Source organism: Lachnoclostridium sp. An196 (assembly GCF_002160135.1).
Lineage (GTDB): Bacteria > Bacillota > Clostridia > Lachnospirales > Lachnospiraceae > Hominiventricola > Hominiventricola avistercoris.
The window spans coordinates 17,103-31,466 of record NZ_NFJZ01000007.1 but is presented as its reverse complement, the minus strand read 5'-3'; the positions used below and the strand labels follow the sequence as shown (position 1 = coordinate 31,466).

Genomic DNA, 14,364 nt, shown 5'->3' with positions numbered 1-14,364 from the left:
AAACATCCTCCTATTATTCTTAGTTTTTCATCCAGAGTTCCAGCAATTCTTTTCCTGTAGGTGTCTGAAAAAGCCTTTGGACAGATGCTGCTTGTTTCCTTGAAAGCTCACCCTCGTAACAGTTTATGATCAGATCGGCTTCCATCAAAAGCTGCAGCAGATTGTTTCTATCGCCGGTATAGTCGTGGTGATGCAAAACCAGTTCCGTGATCTGTGGAATATAAGATGGCAGATAGTTGGCCTTGCTTAAAAAATCGTAAACAAGATGAGGGGCTTCCCTCTGCTGATTTTCCTGGCTGGCGTCACCGCTGCAGTGCTGCTTACAGTATTTGATGGCGATATCATGTAAAATAGCAGCTGCCTGCAGGATCTGCTGGTCTTCCATGGATAATTGTTCCTGTTCTCCCAGAAGCTTTGCCAGTGCATAGACTTTCAGAACATGCTGTGTCCGCCTGCAATGGCCTTCTTCATAGCAAAGCACACAATATAAAAGATAAGTCTCATTATTGATCATATGAAAACGGTTCCTTTCCTGTAATGATCCAGTATAGTTCTCTACTAGAATAAAGGAAACAACGACCCAGATGCGTTGCGGTTGCAACATATAACATAAAATGTTATAATAAATTTTCCAGAGGAGGTGGATGAAAATGCAACTTGATTTTAAGCAGCTTAGCCAGTTACCGCTCTTTACCGGTATTTGTGAAGAAGATCTGCCGGCAATGCTGAAGTGTATGGGAAGTTATCAGAAAAAATATAAAAAAGATGAGATTATCTTTTTGGAGAGTAATGAAGTGAGAAGTGTCGGTATTATATTATCCGGAATTGTTCATATGATTAAGGAGGATTCGGAGGGACATCATACGATCCTTGTTACCATAAAAGAGGGAGAACTGTTCGGAGAATCATTTTCCTGTGGCAGCCATCTGGATTCTCGTGTGAGTTTTTTTGCTGCTGTACCCTGTATGGTTTTGTTTCTTCCTTTTTACAAAGTGATCCATTCCTGCAAAATGAGCTGTACTTTTCACCATCGGCTCATTGAAAATATGGTAAGGCTGATCGGGGATAAAAATGTACAACTGATGCAGAAAATCGAGATCATTTCAAAAAAAACGCTCCGTGGCAAAATTATGGCTTATTTACAGAATCAGTCATTGGAACAGAACAGCAGACAATTTACGATTCCTTTGGGGCGTTTGGAACTGGCTGAATACCTTTGTGCGGATCGAAGTGCTCTGACCAGAGAGTTATCCTGTATGGAGAAGGAAGGCTTGATCCGGTATGAAAAGAATCATTTTCAGCTTTTGTAAAAAGGTGTCTCCTTTTGGCATATCATTTATGATGGCCGGGGAGGCATTTTTATTTTCGTTGACAGTGCTATTTTTTTGCCCTACAATATCTCTAAAAGATATATATGGAGGTGCTATGGAATACTTAATATTAGGATTGCTCATTCTTTCTCCTATGACAGGGTATGAACTGCAGCAGTTTATCAGGAAAAACCTTGCTCTGATCTGTTCCCACAGTGCCGGCAGCGTGCAGACAGCTCTTGCCAAGCTGGAGAAAGACGGCAAAATAATATCTCACGAAACAGCAGAAGGGAGAAGACGGAAAAAGGTCTTTACCATCACAGATACCGGACGATCAGTTTTTTCAGCCTGGGTCGCACAGCCCATGCAGTCAGGAAAAGTAAAAAATATGGAGCTTTCCAAACTGTTTTTTGCCGGGCTTGCAAAGCCGGAAGAAAGGATCGCCGCTATCAGGAACTATATCTGCCAGATGCAGCATACGAAATCTGTGCTTTGTTTGATCCGGGAATATTTCAGACAAATGAAGGAGGAGGAGCTGCCGCCTGGAACAGACTGGGCACAGGTTCTTCGTTTTCAGGGATATACGATTGAATACGGCATTGCTGCCGCTGAATTTGAAATAAGCTGGTATAGCCAGCTGCTTCGGAAATTGGAGGAATAATCATGAAGATACTTGTTTTGAATGCAAGCCCTAAGGGCAAAAATTCTACAACTGTACATACCGCTCTATACTTACAGGCTCTGTATCCGGAGCACAGTTTTACTTTCGTTCCGGTGGGGCAGAGGATTAAAAGCTATGAAAAAGATTTTACTCCGTTGCGAACAGAGTTGAAGAAGGCGGATTTGCTGCTTTTCACTTACCCGGTCTATACCTTTATCGCACCATATCAGCTTCACAGACTGATCGAGCTTATGAAAGAAGATGGCGTTGATCTTTCCGGTAAGTTTGCCAGCCAGATCACGACCTCCAAGCATTTCTATGATGTGACCGCTCATCGGTATGTAGAAGAAAACTGTTTTGATCTTGGTATGAAGGTTGTGAGAGGACTGCCAGCGGATATGGACGATCTTCTTACGGAAAAAGGACAGCAGGATGCCAGTAACTTTTTTGAACAGTTACTGTTCTCCTGTAAGCACGGGTTATTTGTTACCCCTTCCGGCAGAGCTCCCAGGCGGGAAAAATCCGTATATCAGCCTGTGATTCCCTCTGCTCCAAAAACGACAGGGAAAGATGTTGTTATTGTCACCAACTATGACCAAAGTGATGAAAACCTTCAGAATATGATCTCGGATTTCCGTGCGGCCCTGCCCTATGAGAGCCGGGTAGTCAATCTGCGGCATTTTCCATTTTCCGGTGGCTGCCTGGGGTGCTTTGGATGTGCGGTTACCGGAAAGTGTGTTTATAAAGATGGCTTCGATGAGTTCCTTCGTAAATAGATCCAGAATGCAGATGCTTTCGTTTATGCATTTACCATTTCTGACCACTATACCCATTCCAGTTTCAAGTGTTATGATGACCGGCAGTTCTGCAATGGACATCGAACTGTGACACATGGCACTCCCATCGCTTATCTCATCAGCGGAGACTATCAGTATGAAAACAACCTCAGGATGATCCTGGAGGGGCGTAGCGAAGTAGGCGGTAATTATCTGTGCGGAGTTGCTACGGATGAAGGAAATACTACTGCAGATATTCAGACTCTGGCGGATTCTCTGGTATTTGCTCTTGAAAAAAAGCTGTCACGGCCGGCCAATTTTTATGGTGTTGGCGGAATGAAGATCTTTCGGGATCTTATCTATGTCATGCAGGGTATGATGAAAGCCGACCATAAGTTCTATAAAATGCACGGTATTTATGATTTCCCTCAGAAACAGAAAAAACGGATTTTACAGATGAAATTGGTGGGCGCACTGATCGCCGTTCCATCGGTTCAGAAAAAGATAAAAGGACAGATGAATCAGTATATCATTGGTCCCTATCAAAAAGTTGTAGAGCAGGCGAAAGAAAGGAAGATATAAAAATGAGTATTCTCTCTATAGCAATTTTATTTTTCATAATCATGGAATCAGCTAATGTGCTCATCCTCTATTTCTGGCCAGACAGCCGGCTGGGAAATGGTGTGGGTGTTTTTAATGCTTTTCATGACAGCGCGGATGAGGAACAGAAGCTGTTTACCAGTTACCTTGTCAACTGGGTAGCCGGTGTCAAACTGATCTTCATTTTTCTTCTGGCTGTAATTCTGGTGATCGGCTCAGAACAGGTGCGCATGTGGGCTGTAGTTGCTATGATCCTGTCTATCGCAACCTATTTTTGGCGGCTGCATCCTATCATCAAAAAACTGGATGCTATGGGATGTATTACGCCGAAAGGCTATTCCAAAGCATTGGGATGGATGATTTCGGGGTTTCTGATCATGTTTACAGCTGCTCTGGCCGTGCATATCATAACAGGGGTGATCTGAATATGGAGAAAAAACAGAAAGTGAAACATAAGAAACTATGGATGGCTGTGGGGAGTATTCTGCTGGCAGCTATAATGATATCAGGTGTTTTTTTCTGGTATGTATCTGATTATTATCGAGCGGATGAGAAAGCGTTGGAGGTATTAACACAGGATATCGGTATTACCGAACAGGATCAGCTGACGATTCTGTCTCCGCCTGAGCCTTCCGATATGGCAATTATTTTCTATCCCGGTGCTAAGGTAGAGGCAGAAGCTTATCTGCCATTGCTGGATCAGATCCGGCAGACAGGGGTTACCTGTATTCTGGTACACATGCCGTTTCACATGGCGATTTTTGATCCTGATGCGGCTGAAAGTGTCATGCCGCTGTTTCCGGATATCCGGCACTGGTATATGGCCGGCCATTCTATGGGCGGCGCCATGGCATCTAAATTTGCATCGGACCATGAAGACGAGGTAGAGGGACTGATTCTCTTAGGTGCCTATATCTATGGGGATTATCCGTTGGAAAATACGCTTACCATCTATGGAACACGGGATGGCCTTGCGGCAGAGGATATCGACTATACAACCAATACAGTTCCGATCGAAGGAGGAAATCACGCACAGTTTGGAGACTATGGTCCTCAGAAAGGCGATCTTCCAGCTACGATTTCTGCACAGGAACAGCAGTCTCAGACAGTATACGTGATTGATGAATTTATAAAGGAAAGAAACAAGGAGAAGAGTTAATGCAAGGATGGAGCTTCCTATATCGCTCCATAAAATAATATCCCTGAAAATTTTATCTGACATGTTGAATTTAAAAGAAATCGGATCAATGTTGCGTACGCAACATTGATCCGGTTTCTTTTATGCTATCTTTTTTGTAATCGTTGAGAAATCATTTTATGATTAAGGAGGAAAATCTATGGGCTTTCATGTTACCAACATGCAGCTGAACACTTTATTTCAGACATGGCAGACGAACTACCAGATCTATGCTCCACGAAACTTTTCCGGTGGAGGACGCTTTTCGGATACGGACTGTATCCGGTATGGAACGATTGATCATGTAGAGGAGATTGTATTTGACAAAAAATCCGACTACTCTTTTAAAGAGGTCCTGAATCCAATATCCCAAACTTTGTTTTTCTTTACAGAGGGTGAAACCAGAGAGGCAGATGGTCCCCAAAAGGGTGCTGTTATTTTTCTGCGCAGCTGTGACCTCCATGCACTCAGGCGACTGGATGATATGTACCTGAATAATGGACCGGCAGATTATTATTATCAGCGTCTTCGGAAAAATCTCAAAGTGGTGCTCATGGGCTGTGACCATTCTTTTGATAATTGTTTCTGTGTCAGCATGGGTACCAATGAGAGCACCAACTATGATATGAGTATCGATCTTCAGCCCGATGGTACTTACCTGGTGGACTGCAGGGATCCGGAATGGAACAGCCAGTTGGAAACGGCTTCTTCAGAACAGCTGGAAGTGATTCCGGCTCATGTCACGGAAAATCATACACAAGTACATATTCCTGAAAATCTGACGGCGGATGTGGCCAGAAGTGGAATGTGGAAGGAATACGACAGCCGATGCATTAACTGTGGCCGCTGTAACTTTGTCTGTCCTACCTGTACCTGTTTTACCATGCAGGATCTTTACTATAGCGAAAACGGAAAGGTGGGAGAACGGCGTCGTGTCTGGGCATCCTGTATGGTAGACGGATTTACCGATGTTGCCGGAGGGGGCAGCTACCGGAAGAAGAACGGGGAACGGATGCGGTTCAAGGTACTGCATAAAGTGTTGGACTATAAGCAGCGCAATGGATATCACATGTGTGTAGGATGCGGACGATGTGATGATATCTGTCCGGAATATATTTCTTTTTCCAATTGTATCAATAAGCTGCAAAATGCAATGACGGAGGTGAGCGGATCATGATAAAAAACGACTATATTCCTTTTGCTTCTAAGATTTTAGAAGTAATCCGGCACACAGAGATCGAGTATACGTTCCGCATGGAATTCTGTGGAGAAGTCCGGCCGGGCCAGTTTTTTGAAGTATCGATACCAAAATACGGGGAGGCTCCCATATCAGTCAGTGGCATTGGCGAAAATTATGTGGATCTGACTATCCGCCGTGTAGGAAAAGTCACCAATGAAGTGTTCGAACATTATGTGGGAGATACTCTTTTCCTGCGAGGTCCTTATGGAAATGGATTTGATGTATCAGACTATGTAGGTAAGGACATCGTCGTTATGGCCGGCGGTACCGGATTATCTCCTGTCCGGGGAGTAGTGGATTATTTCTCAGATCATCCGGACCAACGTGGACATATGACACTGATCGCAGGCTTCAAAACACCCCATGATATTCTTTTTCAGGAGGATCTGAAGCGATGGGAAAAGAACATGGATGTGATCCTTACCGTAGACTGTGCAGAGGATGATGTTGCCTGTCATGTGGGACTGGTTACGCAGTATATTCCACAGATCCAACTGGGCGATGTGAAAAATACAGTAGCGATTGTTGTCGGTCCACCTGCTATGATGCGGTTTTCTGTTCAGGGGCTGTTGGGGATCGGAATACCTGAGAATAACATCTGGATCTCACAGGAACGGAAGATGTGCTGTGGTCTGGGCAAGTGCGGACACTGCAAGATTGGTGACACGTATGTATGCCTGGATGGCCCGGTGTTCAATTATACCAAAGGTAAGTTTCTGGTGGATTAAGGAGGAATAACATGGATATCAACACAAAAGCACTTAAGAAAAACGCATTTCGTGTAACGAAGGAGCGTGGATTGACCGCTTCCAGGATCCGTGTCCCGGGTGGCCATCTGGATGCGAAATATCTCAGTCAGATCCAGCGTATTGCAGAGAACTATGGAAATGGTACTGTTCACATCACCAGCCGCCAGGGATTTGAGATTCCCGGTATCCCATTTGAGAAGATGCCGGAGGTCAACGCCGCACTCCAGGACCTGATCGATGGACTGGAGATCAACCAGGCTGAGCAGGGAGCCGGCTATCCTGCTTCCGGTACACGGAACATTACAGCCTGTGTGGGAAATCGGGTCTGCCCGTTCGCCTGCTATGATACCACTGCTTTTGCACAGCGTATCGAAAAGGCGGTATTTCCCAATGATCTGCATTTTAAGATCGCACTGACTGGATGTCCTAACGATTGTGCCAAAGTGAGGATGCATGATTTCGGAATTATGGGAATGACGCAGCCACAGCTGGATCCGGATCGCTGTGTCAGCTGTGGCGCATGTGTGAAAGCATGTAAAAAGAAATCGGTAGAGGCACTGAAACCGGTGAATTTCCGTCCCCAGCGGGATGAGAGGCGGTGTATCGGATGCGGCGAGTGTGTTCTGGCCTGTCCGAATGCTGCATGGACCCGCAGCGACAAAAAATATTACAGGCTTACTTTACTGGGAAGGACCGGAAAAAAGAATCCCCGACTGGGTGAAGATTTTATCAAATGGGTAGATGAAGACAGCATCATCAAAATTATTCTCAACACTTATGATTATGTGAAAGAGTATATAGACCCCAATGCTCCCGGCGGTAAAGAACATATCGGATATATTGTAGACCGTACCGGTTTTGAGGAGTTTAAACGCTGGGCACTTCGGGATGTGAAGCTGCCGGAGATTGCAGAAGTTATGACGCCCATGTACTGGAAAGGAGTAAAGTATTGATATGCGCCGGAAAGACAGAGAGATTTTTGGTGAGGAAATCGAAGATATTCTTAAGAAGGGTGAATACGGAATCCTGTCTACGGTTGGCATGGATGGAAAACCGTACGCAGTCCCTATCAGTTATGCCTGGAAGGATGGCTTGATTCATTTACACTGTGCTGCAAATGCAGGAAGAAAACTGGATAATATTTCCTGTAATTCAAATGTCTGTTTTGTGGTCATTGGTGATACGGAAGTACAACCTGAAAAGTTTGGTACTTTATATGAAAGTGTGATTCTGACTGGTCAAATAATGCCGTCAAAGGACAAACAGGCAAGTCTTGTCGCACTGTTGGAGAAGTATAGCAAAGATTTTCTGGAAAAAGGGATGCAATATATTCGGGCTGCAAAGGACAAGACCGGTGTTTATGTTATTTATCCGGAGCGTATCACTGGAAAAGCAAAAAGAATATCAGCACATAGCTAATTTTAATCTATTATAAAAAATAGAAGCGGATATTTATTATCATAATTTTTATAAAAAATATCTCTTATATGTGCAATCTGATATATGCCGCATATGAGAGATGTTTTTTTACTAAGATTTACCTTTTCAAATCAATACATAAATTCAATAAGAGCTCTTACGTCTTCAACTGGCATGGCATTATAAATGGAGGGTTTCTTTGTAAGCTTTTTCGTCCCATTCGCCGGTCACAATATAGTCAGTGGTACCTATTCTTAGAAAATTTAATGGGATTATTGAAAATTGGAGTGAAGTTCCGCTTTGTAAAAATAAAGCATGATAAAGCTTTGGAATATTAAACAGCTCACGCAAATTATTCTCCGCATCTTCAAAAATATTTAAAAATATTGTAGTTCTTTAAACTGTCTGTAGATTATATTACTTCGATATAATTTAAATTGAACGAGATAAATGGTACAGCGTCTAAGGTGCTTCTGCCAGATTGCGGCGGCATGGCTTTAAATGTAATGTGGTGGAAATATCAATCCGGGATAATGGGCTGAACAGCATTATCAGGCAGATGCGGATTAATCAACCGACCAATATTACAGATGAAATTGTTAAAACCTCATTTGAATTATTTAAGAAACATTACAGATGGGAGCATCCGATAACTCTTCAAAAAGGAATCCGGGATTCTGTAATTATGATCAACCGGATAGAAGAGCACTGTGCGCTTGCGTTTGAGGATGGACTATACGACATTACAGGACGTATATCAGTGAAAAATTTTCATCGGGCAAGTATGCGGGAAATCAGTTTTATGAAGAAAAATTACATTCCTCATTTTAATACGAAAGAGTTGGAAGAGTATCTGGCAGGGATTACGGAGTAGTCCCTGCCAGATGGTGTTATGAAAGGTTTTCTTTTCTGCGTCTGGAAAATTCTGCCACGGCGGTGTAAAGCACATCGGTGGAGGAATTGATGGCTGTCTCACAGGAATCCTGGATAACGCCCACGATAAAGCCGACGCCTACTACCTGCATGGCGATATCGTCGGAGATCCCGAACAGGCTGCAGGCCAGAGGGACAAGCAGAAGAGATCCTCCTGCCACACCGGATGCGCCGCAGGCGCTGATGGCTGAGAGCACACAGAGCACGATGGCAGTGGGTATATCCACCGGGATCCCCAGAGTGTGAACGGCTGCCAGCGCCAGCGTTGAGATTGTGACGGCGGCGCCTCCCATATTGATCGTGGAGCCAAGCGGAATTGATACGGCATAAGTATCCCGGTCCAGTCCGAGTTCTTCACAGAGCTTCATGTTGACAGGGATATTGGCGGCTGAACTTCTCGTGAAGAAAGCCGTGATACCGCTGTCCTTCAGACATTTCAGCACCAGCGGATAGGGATTTTTGCGAATTCCGATGAACGTGATGATCGGGTTGACTACAAAAGCCACAAAGGCCATACTGCCCACCAGCAGCAGGATCAGGCGTCCGTAGCTCAGAAGAGACGACAGTCCCTGTTGGGAAATGGTGGCAAAGACCAGTCCCATCACACCGAACGGCGCGCATGCGATGACCCAGCGTACGATCTGGGAAAGCGCGTCGGAGATCTCGGAGATGGCTTTTTTGGTGCTGTCTCCTGCTTTTCGGAGAGCGATACCCAGAAGGACAGCCCATGCCAGGATACCGATGTAGTTGGCATTGACGAGCGCGTCCACCGGATTGGATACAAGGCTCATGAGCAGACTGTTGACGACCTCTCCGATTCCGCTGGGAGGGGCGGTTGTGGATGTGCTGTCTGTGAGCGCGATGGTGACCGGGAACAGGAAGCTGGCCGCGACGGCTACGCATCCTGCCAGAAAGGTTCCCAATAGATAGAGGAAGATAATGCGCTTGATATTGCTCTGTTTACCTTCCCGTTGGCTGGCGAGCGCGCTCATGACCAGAAAAAGTACCAGCAGCGGAGCGATGGCTTTCAATGCGCCTACGAACAGGTTCCCCAGCAGAGAGATTACGTTCAGCTGCGGAACAGCCAGCGCGAGGATTACGCCCACGGTGAGACCGCATATGATTTTCTTGATCAGACTGATTCGATTCCAACTTTCAATGATTTTCTTCATGTGTTTCATCCTTTACGAAAAATAGTGTCAATGCAATCAGTATAACACAGGAAAGGCAGCCATAGGATATTAATTTGTCAAAACACGCTTTTTGGACATTTTTGCCATATTTGAAGGAGGTGGAAAGGCCGGGAAGATTGTGGTAGAATATTGTAAAGTCGTTCCAGGAAGGAGTATACATGGAAATACGGGTTTTGAAATATTTTTTGATGGTGGCAAGAGAAGAAAATATCACCAGAGCAGCCAATCTTCTGCATATCAGCCAGCCTACTTTGTCCCGTCAGATGATGCAGCTGGAAGATGAGCTGGGGGTCAGCCTTTTTCACAGAGGAAAGCATAATATTGTTCTGACAGAAGACGGCCTGTTTTTGAAAAGGCGCGCTCAGGAGATTGTTTCTCTGGCAGATCGGACACAGGAAGATTTCTTATACAGGAATGAAGGCCTTACCGGAGAAATTACAATTGGGAGCGGAGAATTCCAGAGTTCCCGCATATTGTCTGATATGATCGCTTCTTTCAGAAAAATGAACCCGGGCGTACGTTTCTCTATTTACAGCGGCAATGCGGACGCGGTTAAAGAGCAGATTGAGAGCGGTGTCCTGGACATGGGACTTTTAATGGAACCGGTGGATATCAGCCGGTACGAATTTTTACATATGCCGGGGAAAGAAGAGTGGGGGGTGCTGATACGGGAGGACTCCGAGCTGGCGCGGAAAGAGTATATTATGCCGGAAGATCTGTCCGGTTTTTTACAGATTTCCAGTAAAAGAGATCTGGTACAGAAAGAACTGGCTCTCTGGCTGGGGGAATATGCGGATCAGGTGGAAAGCGTGGCCAGCGGGAATCTTCAGTATAATATTGCGTCGATGGTGAAAAGCGGGATCGGAATCGCTGTGACGATTCGCCTGGACTGCAGTTATCCGGGAATCTGTTTCCGGCCGCTTCGTCCCCGAGTGGAATCGCGGACTGTACTTGCATGGAAAAAAACGCAGGCTTTTGCGCCTGCAACCTCCGTGTTCCTGTCCTATGCAAGGAAATACGTTTCGGGCATAAGAGGCGATTTAATATAAGTATTAGACTCATGTATGCTGGTGAGGTAAAATGTAGGTATTCCAAAAATGGAATGCCTATTTTTATGCGGCAGGAGGCGGATACATGACTATAGACGAAGCCAGCGAATGCTATCGGATCCCGTTGGATGTTCTCCGTGAATATGAGAAGTGGGGATTGTGCGGAGCGGTAAAAAAAGTTATGGGAAAATGGAATTACGACGATTCTGATCTGGAAAAGCTGAGTTTGATCATGACGCTGCATGATATAGGATTTGATTCCGACGAGATAGAGAGCTATATGAAGCTTACCATGGAAGGCAGCCATACGGACGAAGAACGTCTGTCCATGCTGAATAAAAAGCGGCGTGCGGCGCTGGATGAGATCCACTTCAAAGAAAGACAGCTGGAACGTCTGGATGATCTCAGGTACAGAATACGGAAGGAAATGGAGTAGGAGGAAATAAAATATGGAATACAGGATCAATCAGAGAACCGGAGACCGGATCAGCGTGATCGGCATCGGATCCGGCTATATTACAGAAGCGCCGGAGAAAGAGGCGATGGAAGCCCTGGAACTGGCTTATGAAAACGGAATTAATTATGTGGATACGGTCGCGTCTTCAGCCGAAGGATACGGTCTCTATGGAAAGGCATTTGAAAAGGTGCGGGATAAGATGATCTATCAGGTGCATTTCGGGGCGGAATATTCTACCGGCAAATACGGATGGACCACCGATGCGGAGATGATAAGCTTGCCGCGGACCATTATGACAATCTGGAAAAACATGCTTCGGATTGTATACAGTGCGGACACTGCAGCGATCGCTGCCCGTTCAAAGTGGATCAGATGAAACGGATGGGAGAGATTGCGGCGTATTTTAAAGAATAATACGATGACGCGGAAGACTGCAGTCCGGAAGAAAATACCCTCAGACATTGTCGGCATTGTCTGAGGGTATTGAGATTCTCCGGATCAATCGATGCGGTAGATCCAGTTTTCTTTCTTTTCGTGCGGTTTCGGATATTCTCCGTCTGTATAGCCCAGGATGCAGTGCCCGATACCTTCATAATCGCCTTCAATTCCCAGAGATTTCAGAATTTCTTTTCCTTCGGGTTCTTCAAATTCTTCTTTGGCGCGGTGAATCCAGCAGCTGCCAATTCCCAAAGCGTGCGCGGCCAGCATGAGGTTTGCCATGACCAGGCTGCCGTCGTAGACATGGGTAGGGCAGCTTTTATTGGCCAGTACAATCAGTACGACGGGCGCGCCATAGAATGGATCGCTACTGCTTCCCATAATACGCGCATTGTGAGCAGACAGACGGTCGCGCACCTCTTTGTTTGTGACTGCGATGATGATCGGGGACTGCCGGTTCATGCCGGTGGGGGCACAGGTTCCTGCTTCGAGAATCTGATCCAGGATCTCTCCGGGGATCATGTCAGGTTTGAATTTACGGACACTTCTTCTTGACTGGATGTTCTCCAGAACTGCATTTTTCTCGCTCATATGAAAACCTCCTCAACGGTGTTAGTAGTTTTACTGTATCATGAAGACCGGCTGAAAGCAAGGACAGGAACATCAGAAAGTTTTTTGGACACTGAAAGAGATCTGTGGAAAAATGTGACAGAACATGTACATTGTCCATATCCGGAAAACGGGGAATTATATTAGAATCAGAGCAGATAAATTCAATATACGGAAAAGGAAGACCACGAATGAATTACGAATTGATATGGCTTTTTTTAACGGGATCTTTTAATGGATGGGTCCTGGAAACTTTGATGGCCGCATGGAAAAATAAAAGGTTTGTAAACAGAGGACTCGTCAATGGCCCGTTTTGTGTGTTATATGGAGCGGTTCTTGTAGTACTGACGGTGTTTTACGGGGATCTGCCTCTGTTCTGGCTGTTCTGCAGTTCCGCGGTTTTGTCTACGGTGGCGGAATGGGTTGCAGGACACGTAATAGAGTGGTTGTATCATGAAAAATGGTGGGATTACTCAAACATAAAATGGAATCTGGACGGCTATATTTGTTTTCCCATGTCTATGCTGTGGGGAGTTCTGGGACTCATCTGCGTGAGGTGGATCAACCCTTTTCTGCTGACGCTGTATCGTATGATCCCGTCTGCAGCAGGAGCGGTTGTGATCTGGATTCTGATCGCGCTGCTTGCGCTGGATATCCTCGCCACATTGATCGTAATAGCGGGAAAAGAGGAACAAATCAAAAACTGGGAACTGGTGGATTCCTGGTTTATGAGGATGAGCGGCAGGCTCGGCGAGAAGCTTTATATTCTGGTAAACGGCAGATTTGAAAGAGCATATCCAAGAAGAAAAGAGTATGAAAAGAGCAATGCAGCGGCATTTGCTTCCGGTTGCAGTTTCTATAAAGTTGTATTACTTTTTTTTATTGGATCATTGCTGGGAGATATTACGGAGACGATCTTTTGCCGGATTACTGCGGGAGTATGGATGAGCAGGAGCAGTCTGGTCTGGGGACCTTTCAGTATTGTCTGGGGGCTGGCGATCGCGCTTGTGACCGTGATGCTTTATCGCTATAAAGACCGTTCCAGTATGTTCCTGTTTTTGACAGGTACTGTTCTGGGAGGCGCATACGAGTATCTGTGCAGCGTCCTGACGGAGATTATGTTTGGCACGGTATTCTGGGACTACAGTAAGATCCCGTTTAATCTGGGAGGGAGAATCAACCTGTTGTACTGCTTTTTCTGGGGATTTGCGGCGGTAGTCTGGTTTAAAGCGCTTTATCCGAAATTCTCGGACTGGATTGAGAAAATACCAAAACAACTGGGAAAAATAATAACCTGGACAGTAGTTGTGTTTATGGTCTGCAATATGGCTGTATCTTTCCTTGCGCTGGTGAGACAGGACGAGCGCAGCAGAGGCGTTCCGGCGGAACATACCTGGCAGCAGGTGATGGATGAAAAATATGATGACGAAAAACTGGAAAAGATCTATCCTAATGCGATAAAGGTGGAAACGTAATTTTACTTCAGGCGGGACAGGCCGAGATGATTCATACATTCTGCGTATATTCTTTCATGTAAACTAAGCATTTGCCTATGACTTCAACCGGTAATACAATATATACGAAAAAAGAAACTGTACTATAAACTGGAGGCGTTATATATGGATACAGAAAGAATGAAACAGGATTTGGGCGGCGGCAGCGTTTGATACTTATGACAAATTAAAATAACCGGAACAAACGCGCGGTGTTCTCTTTCTCATGCTGAGAAAGAGAATGCCGTTTTTTTATGCTG

Annotated in this window: 18 protein-coding genes; 15 read left to right on the top strand and 3 right to left on the bottom strand. The window is 45.2% G+C overall.

What is annotated here, in order from left to right:
* Nucleotides 1-19 precede the first annotated feature (19 nt).
* Nucleotides 20-514, bottom strand: coding sequence for an HD domain-containing protein (locus B5F29_RS09365; RefSeq protein ID WP_162608399.1), 495 nt, complete (start codon nt 512-514; stop codon nt 20-22).
* 136 nt (nt 515-650) lie between these two features.
* Here B5F29_RS09365 and B5F29_RS09360 point away from each other — a divergent pair, with 136 nt between their 5' ends.
* The 11 genes from B5F29_RS09360 to B5F29_RS17290 all read left to right on the top strand — a co-directional run bounded on the left by B5F29_RS09360 (nt 651) and on the right by B5F29_RS17290 (nt 8,806).
* Nucleotides 651-1,310 (top strand): Crp/Fnr family transcriptional regulator, encoded by a 660-nt coding sequence (locus B5F29_RS09360; protein WP_087154372.1) that lies wholly within the window; start codon nt 651-653, stop codon nt 1,308-1,310.
* Between the two features lie 115 nt (nt 1,311-1,425).
* Nucleotides 1,426-1,971, top strand: coding sequence for a PadR family transcriptional regulator (locus B5F29_RS09355; protein WP_087154371.1), 546 nt, complete (start codon nt 1,426-1,428; stop codon nt 1,969-1,971).
* A gap of 2 nt (nt 1,972-1,973) precedes the next feature.
* Nucleotides 1,974-2,747, top strand: coding sequence for an NAD(P)H-dependent oxidoreductase (locus tag B5F29_RS16820; RefSeq protein ID WP_242955628.1), 774 nt, complete (start codon nt 1,974-1,976; stop codon nt 2,745-2,747).
* A 108-nt stretch (nt 2,748-2,855) separates the two neighbouring features.
* Nucleotides 2,856-3,329, top strand: coding sequence for a hypothetical protein (locus tag B5F29_RS16815; protein WP_242955627.1), 474 nt, complete (start codon nt 2,856-2,858; stop codon nt 3,327-3,329).
* 101 nt (nt 3,330-3,430) lie between these two features.
* Entirely contained in the window at nt 3,431-3,772 is a 342-nt protein-coding gene (locus B5F29_RS09345) for a hypothetical protein (protein ID WP_143449135.1), read from the top strand.
* A 2-nt stretch (nt 3,773-3,774) separates the two neighbouring features.
* Nucleotides 3,775-4,506, top strand: coding sequence for an alpha/beta fold hydrolase (locus B5F29_RS09340; protein WP_087154369.1), 732 nt, complete (start codon nt 3,775-3,777; stop codon nt 4,504-4,506).
* 178 nt (nt 4,507-4,684) lie between these two features.
* The gene (asrA, locus tag B5F29_RS09335) at nt 4,685-5,701 is read left to right on the top strand and encodes an anaerobic sulfite reductase subunit AsrA (protein WP_087154368.1); all 1,017 of its coding nucleotides are present in this window, start codon (nt 4,685-4,687) and stop codon (nt 5,699-5,701) included.
* Nucleotides 5,698-6,492, top strand: coding sequence for an anaerobic sulfite reductase subunit AsrB (asrB, locus tag B5F29_RS09330; RefSeq protein ID WP_087154367.1), 795 nt, complete (start codon nt 5,698-5,700; stop codon nt 6,490-6,492). Before asrA ends, asrB begins: the two co-directional genes overlap by 4 nt.
* 11 nt (nt 6,493-6,503) lie before the next feature.
* Nucleotides 6,504-7,466, top strand: a complete 963-nt coding sequence (gene asrC / locus B5F29_RS09325; protein WP_087154366.1) for a sulfite reductase subunit C — start codon at nt 6,504-6,506, stop codon at nt 7,464-7,466.
* A gap of 1 nt (nt 7,467) precedes the next feature.
* Nucleotides 7,468-7,932: a pyridoxamine 5'-phosphate oxidase family protein gene (locus tag B5F29_RS09320; RefSeq protein WP_087154365.1), complete on the top strand. Its 465-nt coding sequence runs from the start codon at nt 7,468-7,470 to the stop codon at nt 7,930-7,932.
* Between the two features lie 481 nt (nt 7,933-8,413).
* Nucleotides 8,414-8,806, top strand: coding sequence for a DinB/UmuC family translesion DNA polymerase (locus B5F29_RS17290; protein WP_087154364.1), 393 nt, complete (start codon nt 8,414-8,416; stop codon nt 8,804-8,806).
* 16 nt (nt 8,807-8,822) lie between these two features.
* Here the strand turns inward: B5F29_RS17290 and sstT are convergent, their stop codons facing one another.
* Nucleotides 8,823-10,037 (bottom strand): serine/threonine transporter SstT, encoded by a 1,215-nt coding sequence (gene sstT, locus B5F29_RS09310; RefSeq protein WP_087154363.1) that lies wholly within the window; start codon nt 10,035-10,037, stop codon nt 8,823-8,825.
* Nucleotides 10,038-10,216: 179 nt separating this feature from the next.
* Here sstT and B5F29_RS09305 point away from each other — a divergent pair, with 179 nt between their 5' ends.
* The 3 genes from B5F29_RS09305 to B5F29_RS17285 all read left to right on the top strand — a co-directional run bounded on the left by B5F29_RS09305 (nt 10,217) and on the right by B5F29_RS17285 (nt 11,978).
* Nucleotides 10,217-11,107, top strand: a complete 891-nt coding sequence (locus B5F29_RS09305; RefSeq protein WP_087154362.1) for a LysR family transcriptional regulator — start codon at nt 10,217-10,219, stop codon at nt 11,105-11,107.
* An 85-nt stretch (nt 11,108-11,192) separates the two neighbouring features.
* Complete coding sequence (locus B5F29_RS09300) at nt 11,193-11,543, top strand: MerR family transcriptional regulator (RefSeq protein ID WP_087154361.1); 351 nt, start codon at nt 11,193-11,195, stop codon at nt 11,541-11,543.
* A 270-nt stretch (nt 11,544-11,813) separates the two neighbouring features.
* On the top strand, nt 11,814-11,978 hold the full coding sequence (locus B5F29_RS17285; RefSeq protein ID WP_143449134.1) for a 4Fe-4S binding protein: 165 nt from the start codon (nt 11,814-11,816) through the stop codon (nt 11,976-11,978).
* A gap of 84 nt (nt 11,979-12,062) precedes the next feature.
* Here the strand turns inward: B5F29_RS17285 and B5F29_RS09290 are convergent, their stop codons facing one another.
* The gene (locus B5F29_RS09290; protein ID WP_087154359.1) at nt 12,063-12,593 is read right to left on the bottom strand and encodes a nitroreductase; all 531 of its coding nucleotides are present in this window, start codon (nt 12,591-12,593) and stop codon (nt 12,063-12,065) included.
* A gap of 209 nt (nt 12,594-12,802) precedes the next feature.
* Here B5F29_RS09290 and B5F29_RS09285 point away from each other — a divergent pair, with 209 nt between their 5' ends.
* Nucleotides 12,803-14,086, top strand: a complete 1,284-nt coding sequence (locus B5F29_RS09285; protein ID WP_087154358.1) for a putative ABC transporter permease — start codon at nt 12,803-12,805, stop codon at nt 14,084-14,086.
* Nucleotides 14,087-14,364: the final 278 nt, after the last annotated feature.

What these genes read in the sequence shown, in the direction of transcription:
- B5F29_RS09365 (WP_162608399.1), bottom strand. Translation starts at nt 514, where the DNA reads ATGATCAATAATGAGACTTATCTTTTATATTGTGTGCTTTGCTATGAA.
- B5F29_RS09360 (WP_087154372.1), top strand. Translation starts at nt 651, where the DNA reads ATGCAACTTGATTTTAAGCAGCTTAGCCAGTTACCGCTCTTTACCGGT.
- B5F29_RS09355 (WP_087154371.1), top strand. Translation starts at nt 1,426, where the DNA reads ATGGAATACTTAATATTAGGATTGCTCATTCTTTCTCCTATGACAGGG.
- B5F29_RS16820 (WP_242955628.1), top strand. Translation starts at nt 1,974, where the DNA reads ATGAAGATACTTGTTTTGAATGCAAGCCCTAAGGGCAAAAATTCTACA.
- B5F29_RS09340 (WP_087154369.1), top strand. Translation starts at nt 3,775, where the DNA reads ATGGAGAAAAAACAGAAAGTGAAACATAAGAAACTATGGATGGCTGTG.
- asrA (WP_087154368.1), top strand. Translation starts at nt 4,685, where the DNA reads ATGGGCTTTCATGTTACCAACATGCAGCTGAACACTTTATTTCAGACA.
- asrB (WP_087154367.1), top strand. Translation starts at nt 5,698, where the DNA reads ATGATAAAAAACGACTATATTCCTTTTGCTTCTAAGATTTTAGAAGTA.
- asrC (WP_087154366.1), top strand. Translation starts at nt 6,504, where the DNA reads ATGGATATCAACACAAAAGCACTTAAGAAAAACGCATTTCGTGTAACG.
- B5F29_RS09320 (WP_087154365.1), top strand. Translation starts at nt 7,468, where the DNA reads ATGCGCCGGAAAGACAGAGAGATTTTTGGTGAGGAAATCGAAGATATT.
- sstT (WP_087154363.1), bottom strand. Translation starts at nt 10,037, where the DNA reads ATGAAGAAAATCATTGAAAGTTGGAATCGAATCAGTCTGATCAAGAAA.
- B5F29_RS09305 (WP_087154362.1), top strand. Translation starts at nt 10,217, where the DNA reads ATGGAAATACGGGTTTTGAAATATTTTTTGATGGTGGCAAGAGAAGAA.
- B5F29_RS09300 (WP_087154361.1), top strand. Translation starts at nt 11,193, where the DNA reads ATGACTATAGACGAAGCCAGCGAATGCTATCGGATCCCGTTGGATGTT.
- B5F29_RS17285 (WP_143449134.1), top strand. Translation starts at nt 11,814, where the DNA reads ATGGACCACCGATGCGGAGATGATAAGCTTGCCGCGGACCATTATGAC.
- B5F29_RS09290 (WP_087154359.1), bottom strand. Translation starts at nt 12,593, where the DNA reads ATGAGCGAGAAAAATGCAGTTCTGGAGAACATCCAGTCAAGAAGAAGT.
- B5F29_RS09285 (WP_087154358.1), top strand. Translation starts at nt 12,803, where the DNA reads ATGAATTACGAATTGATATGGCTTTTTTTAACGGGATCTTTTAATGGA.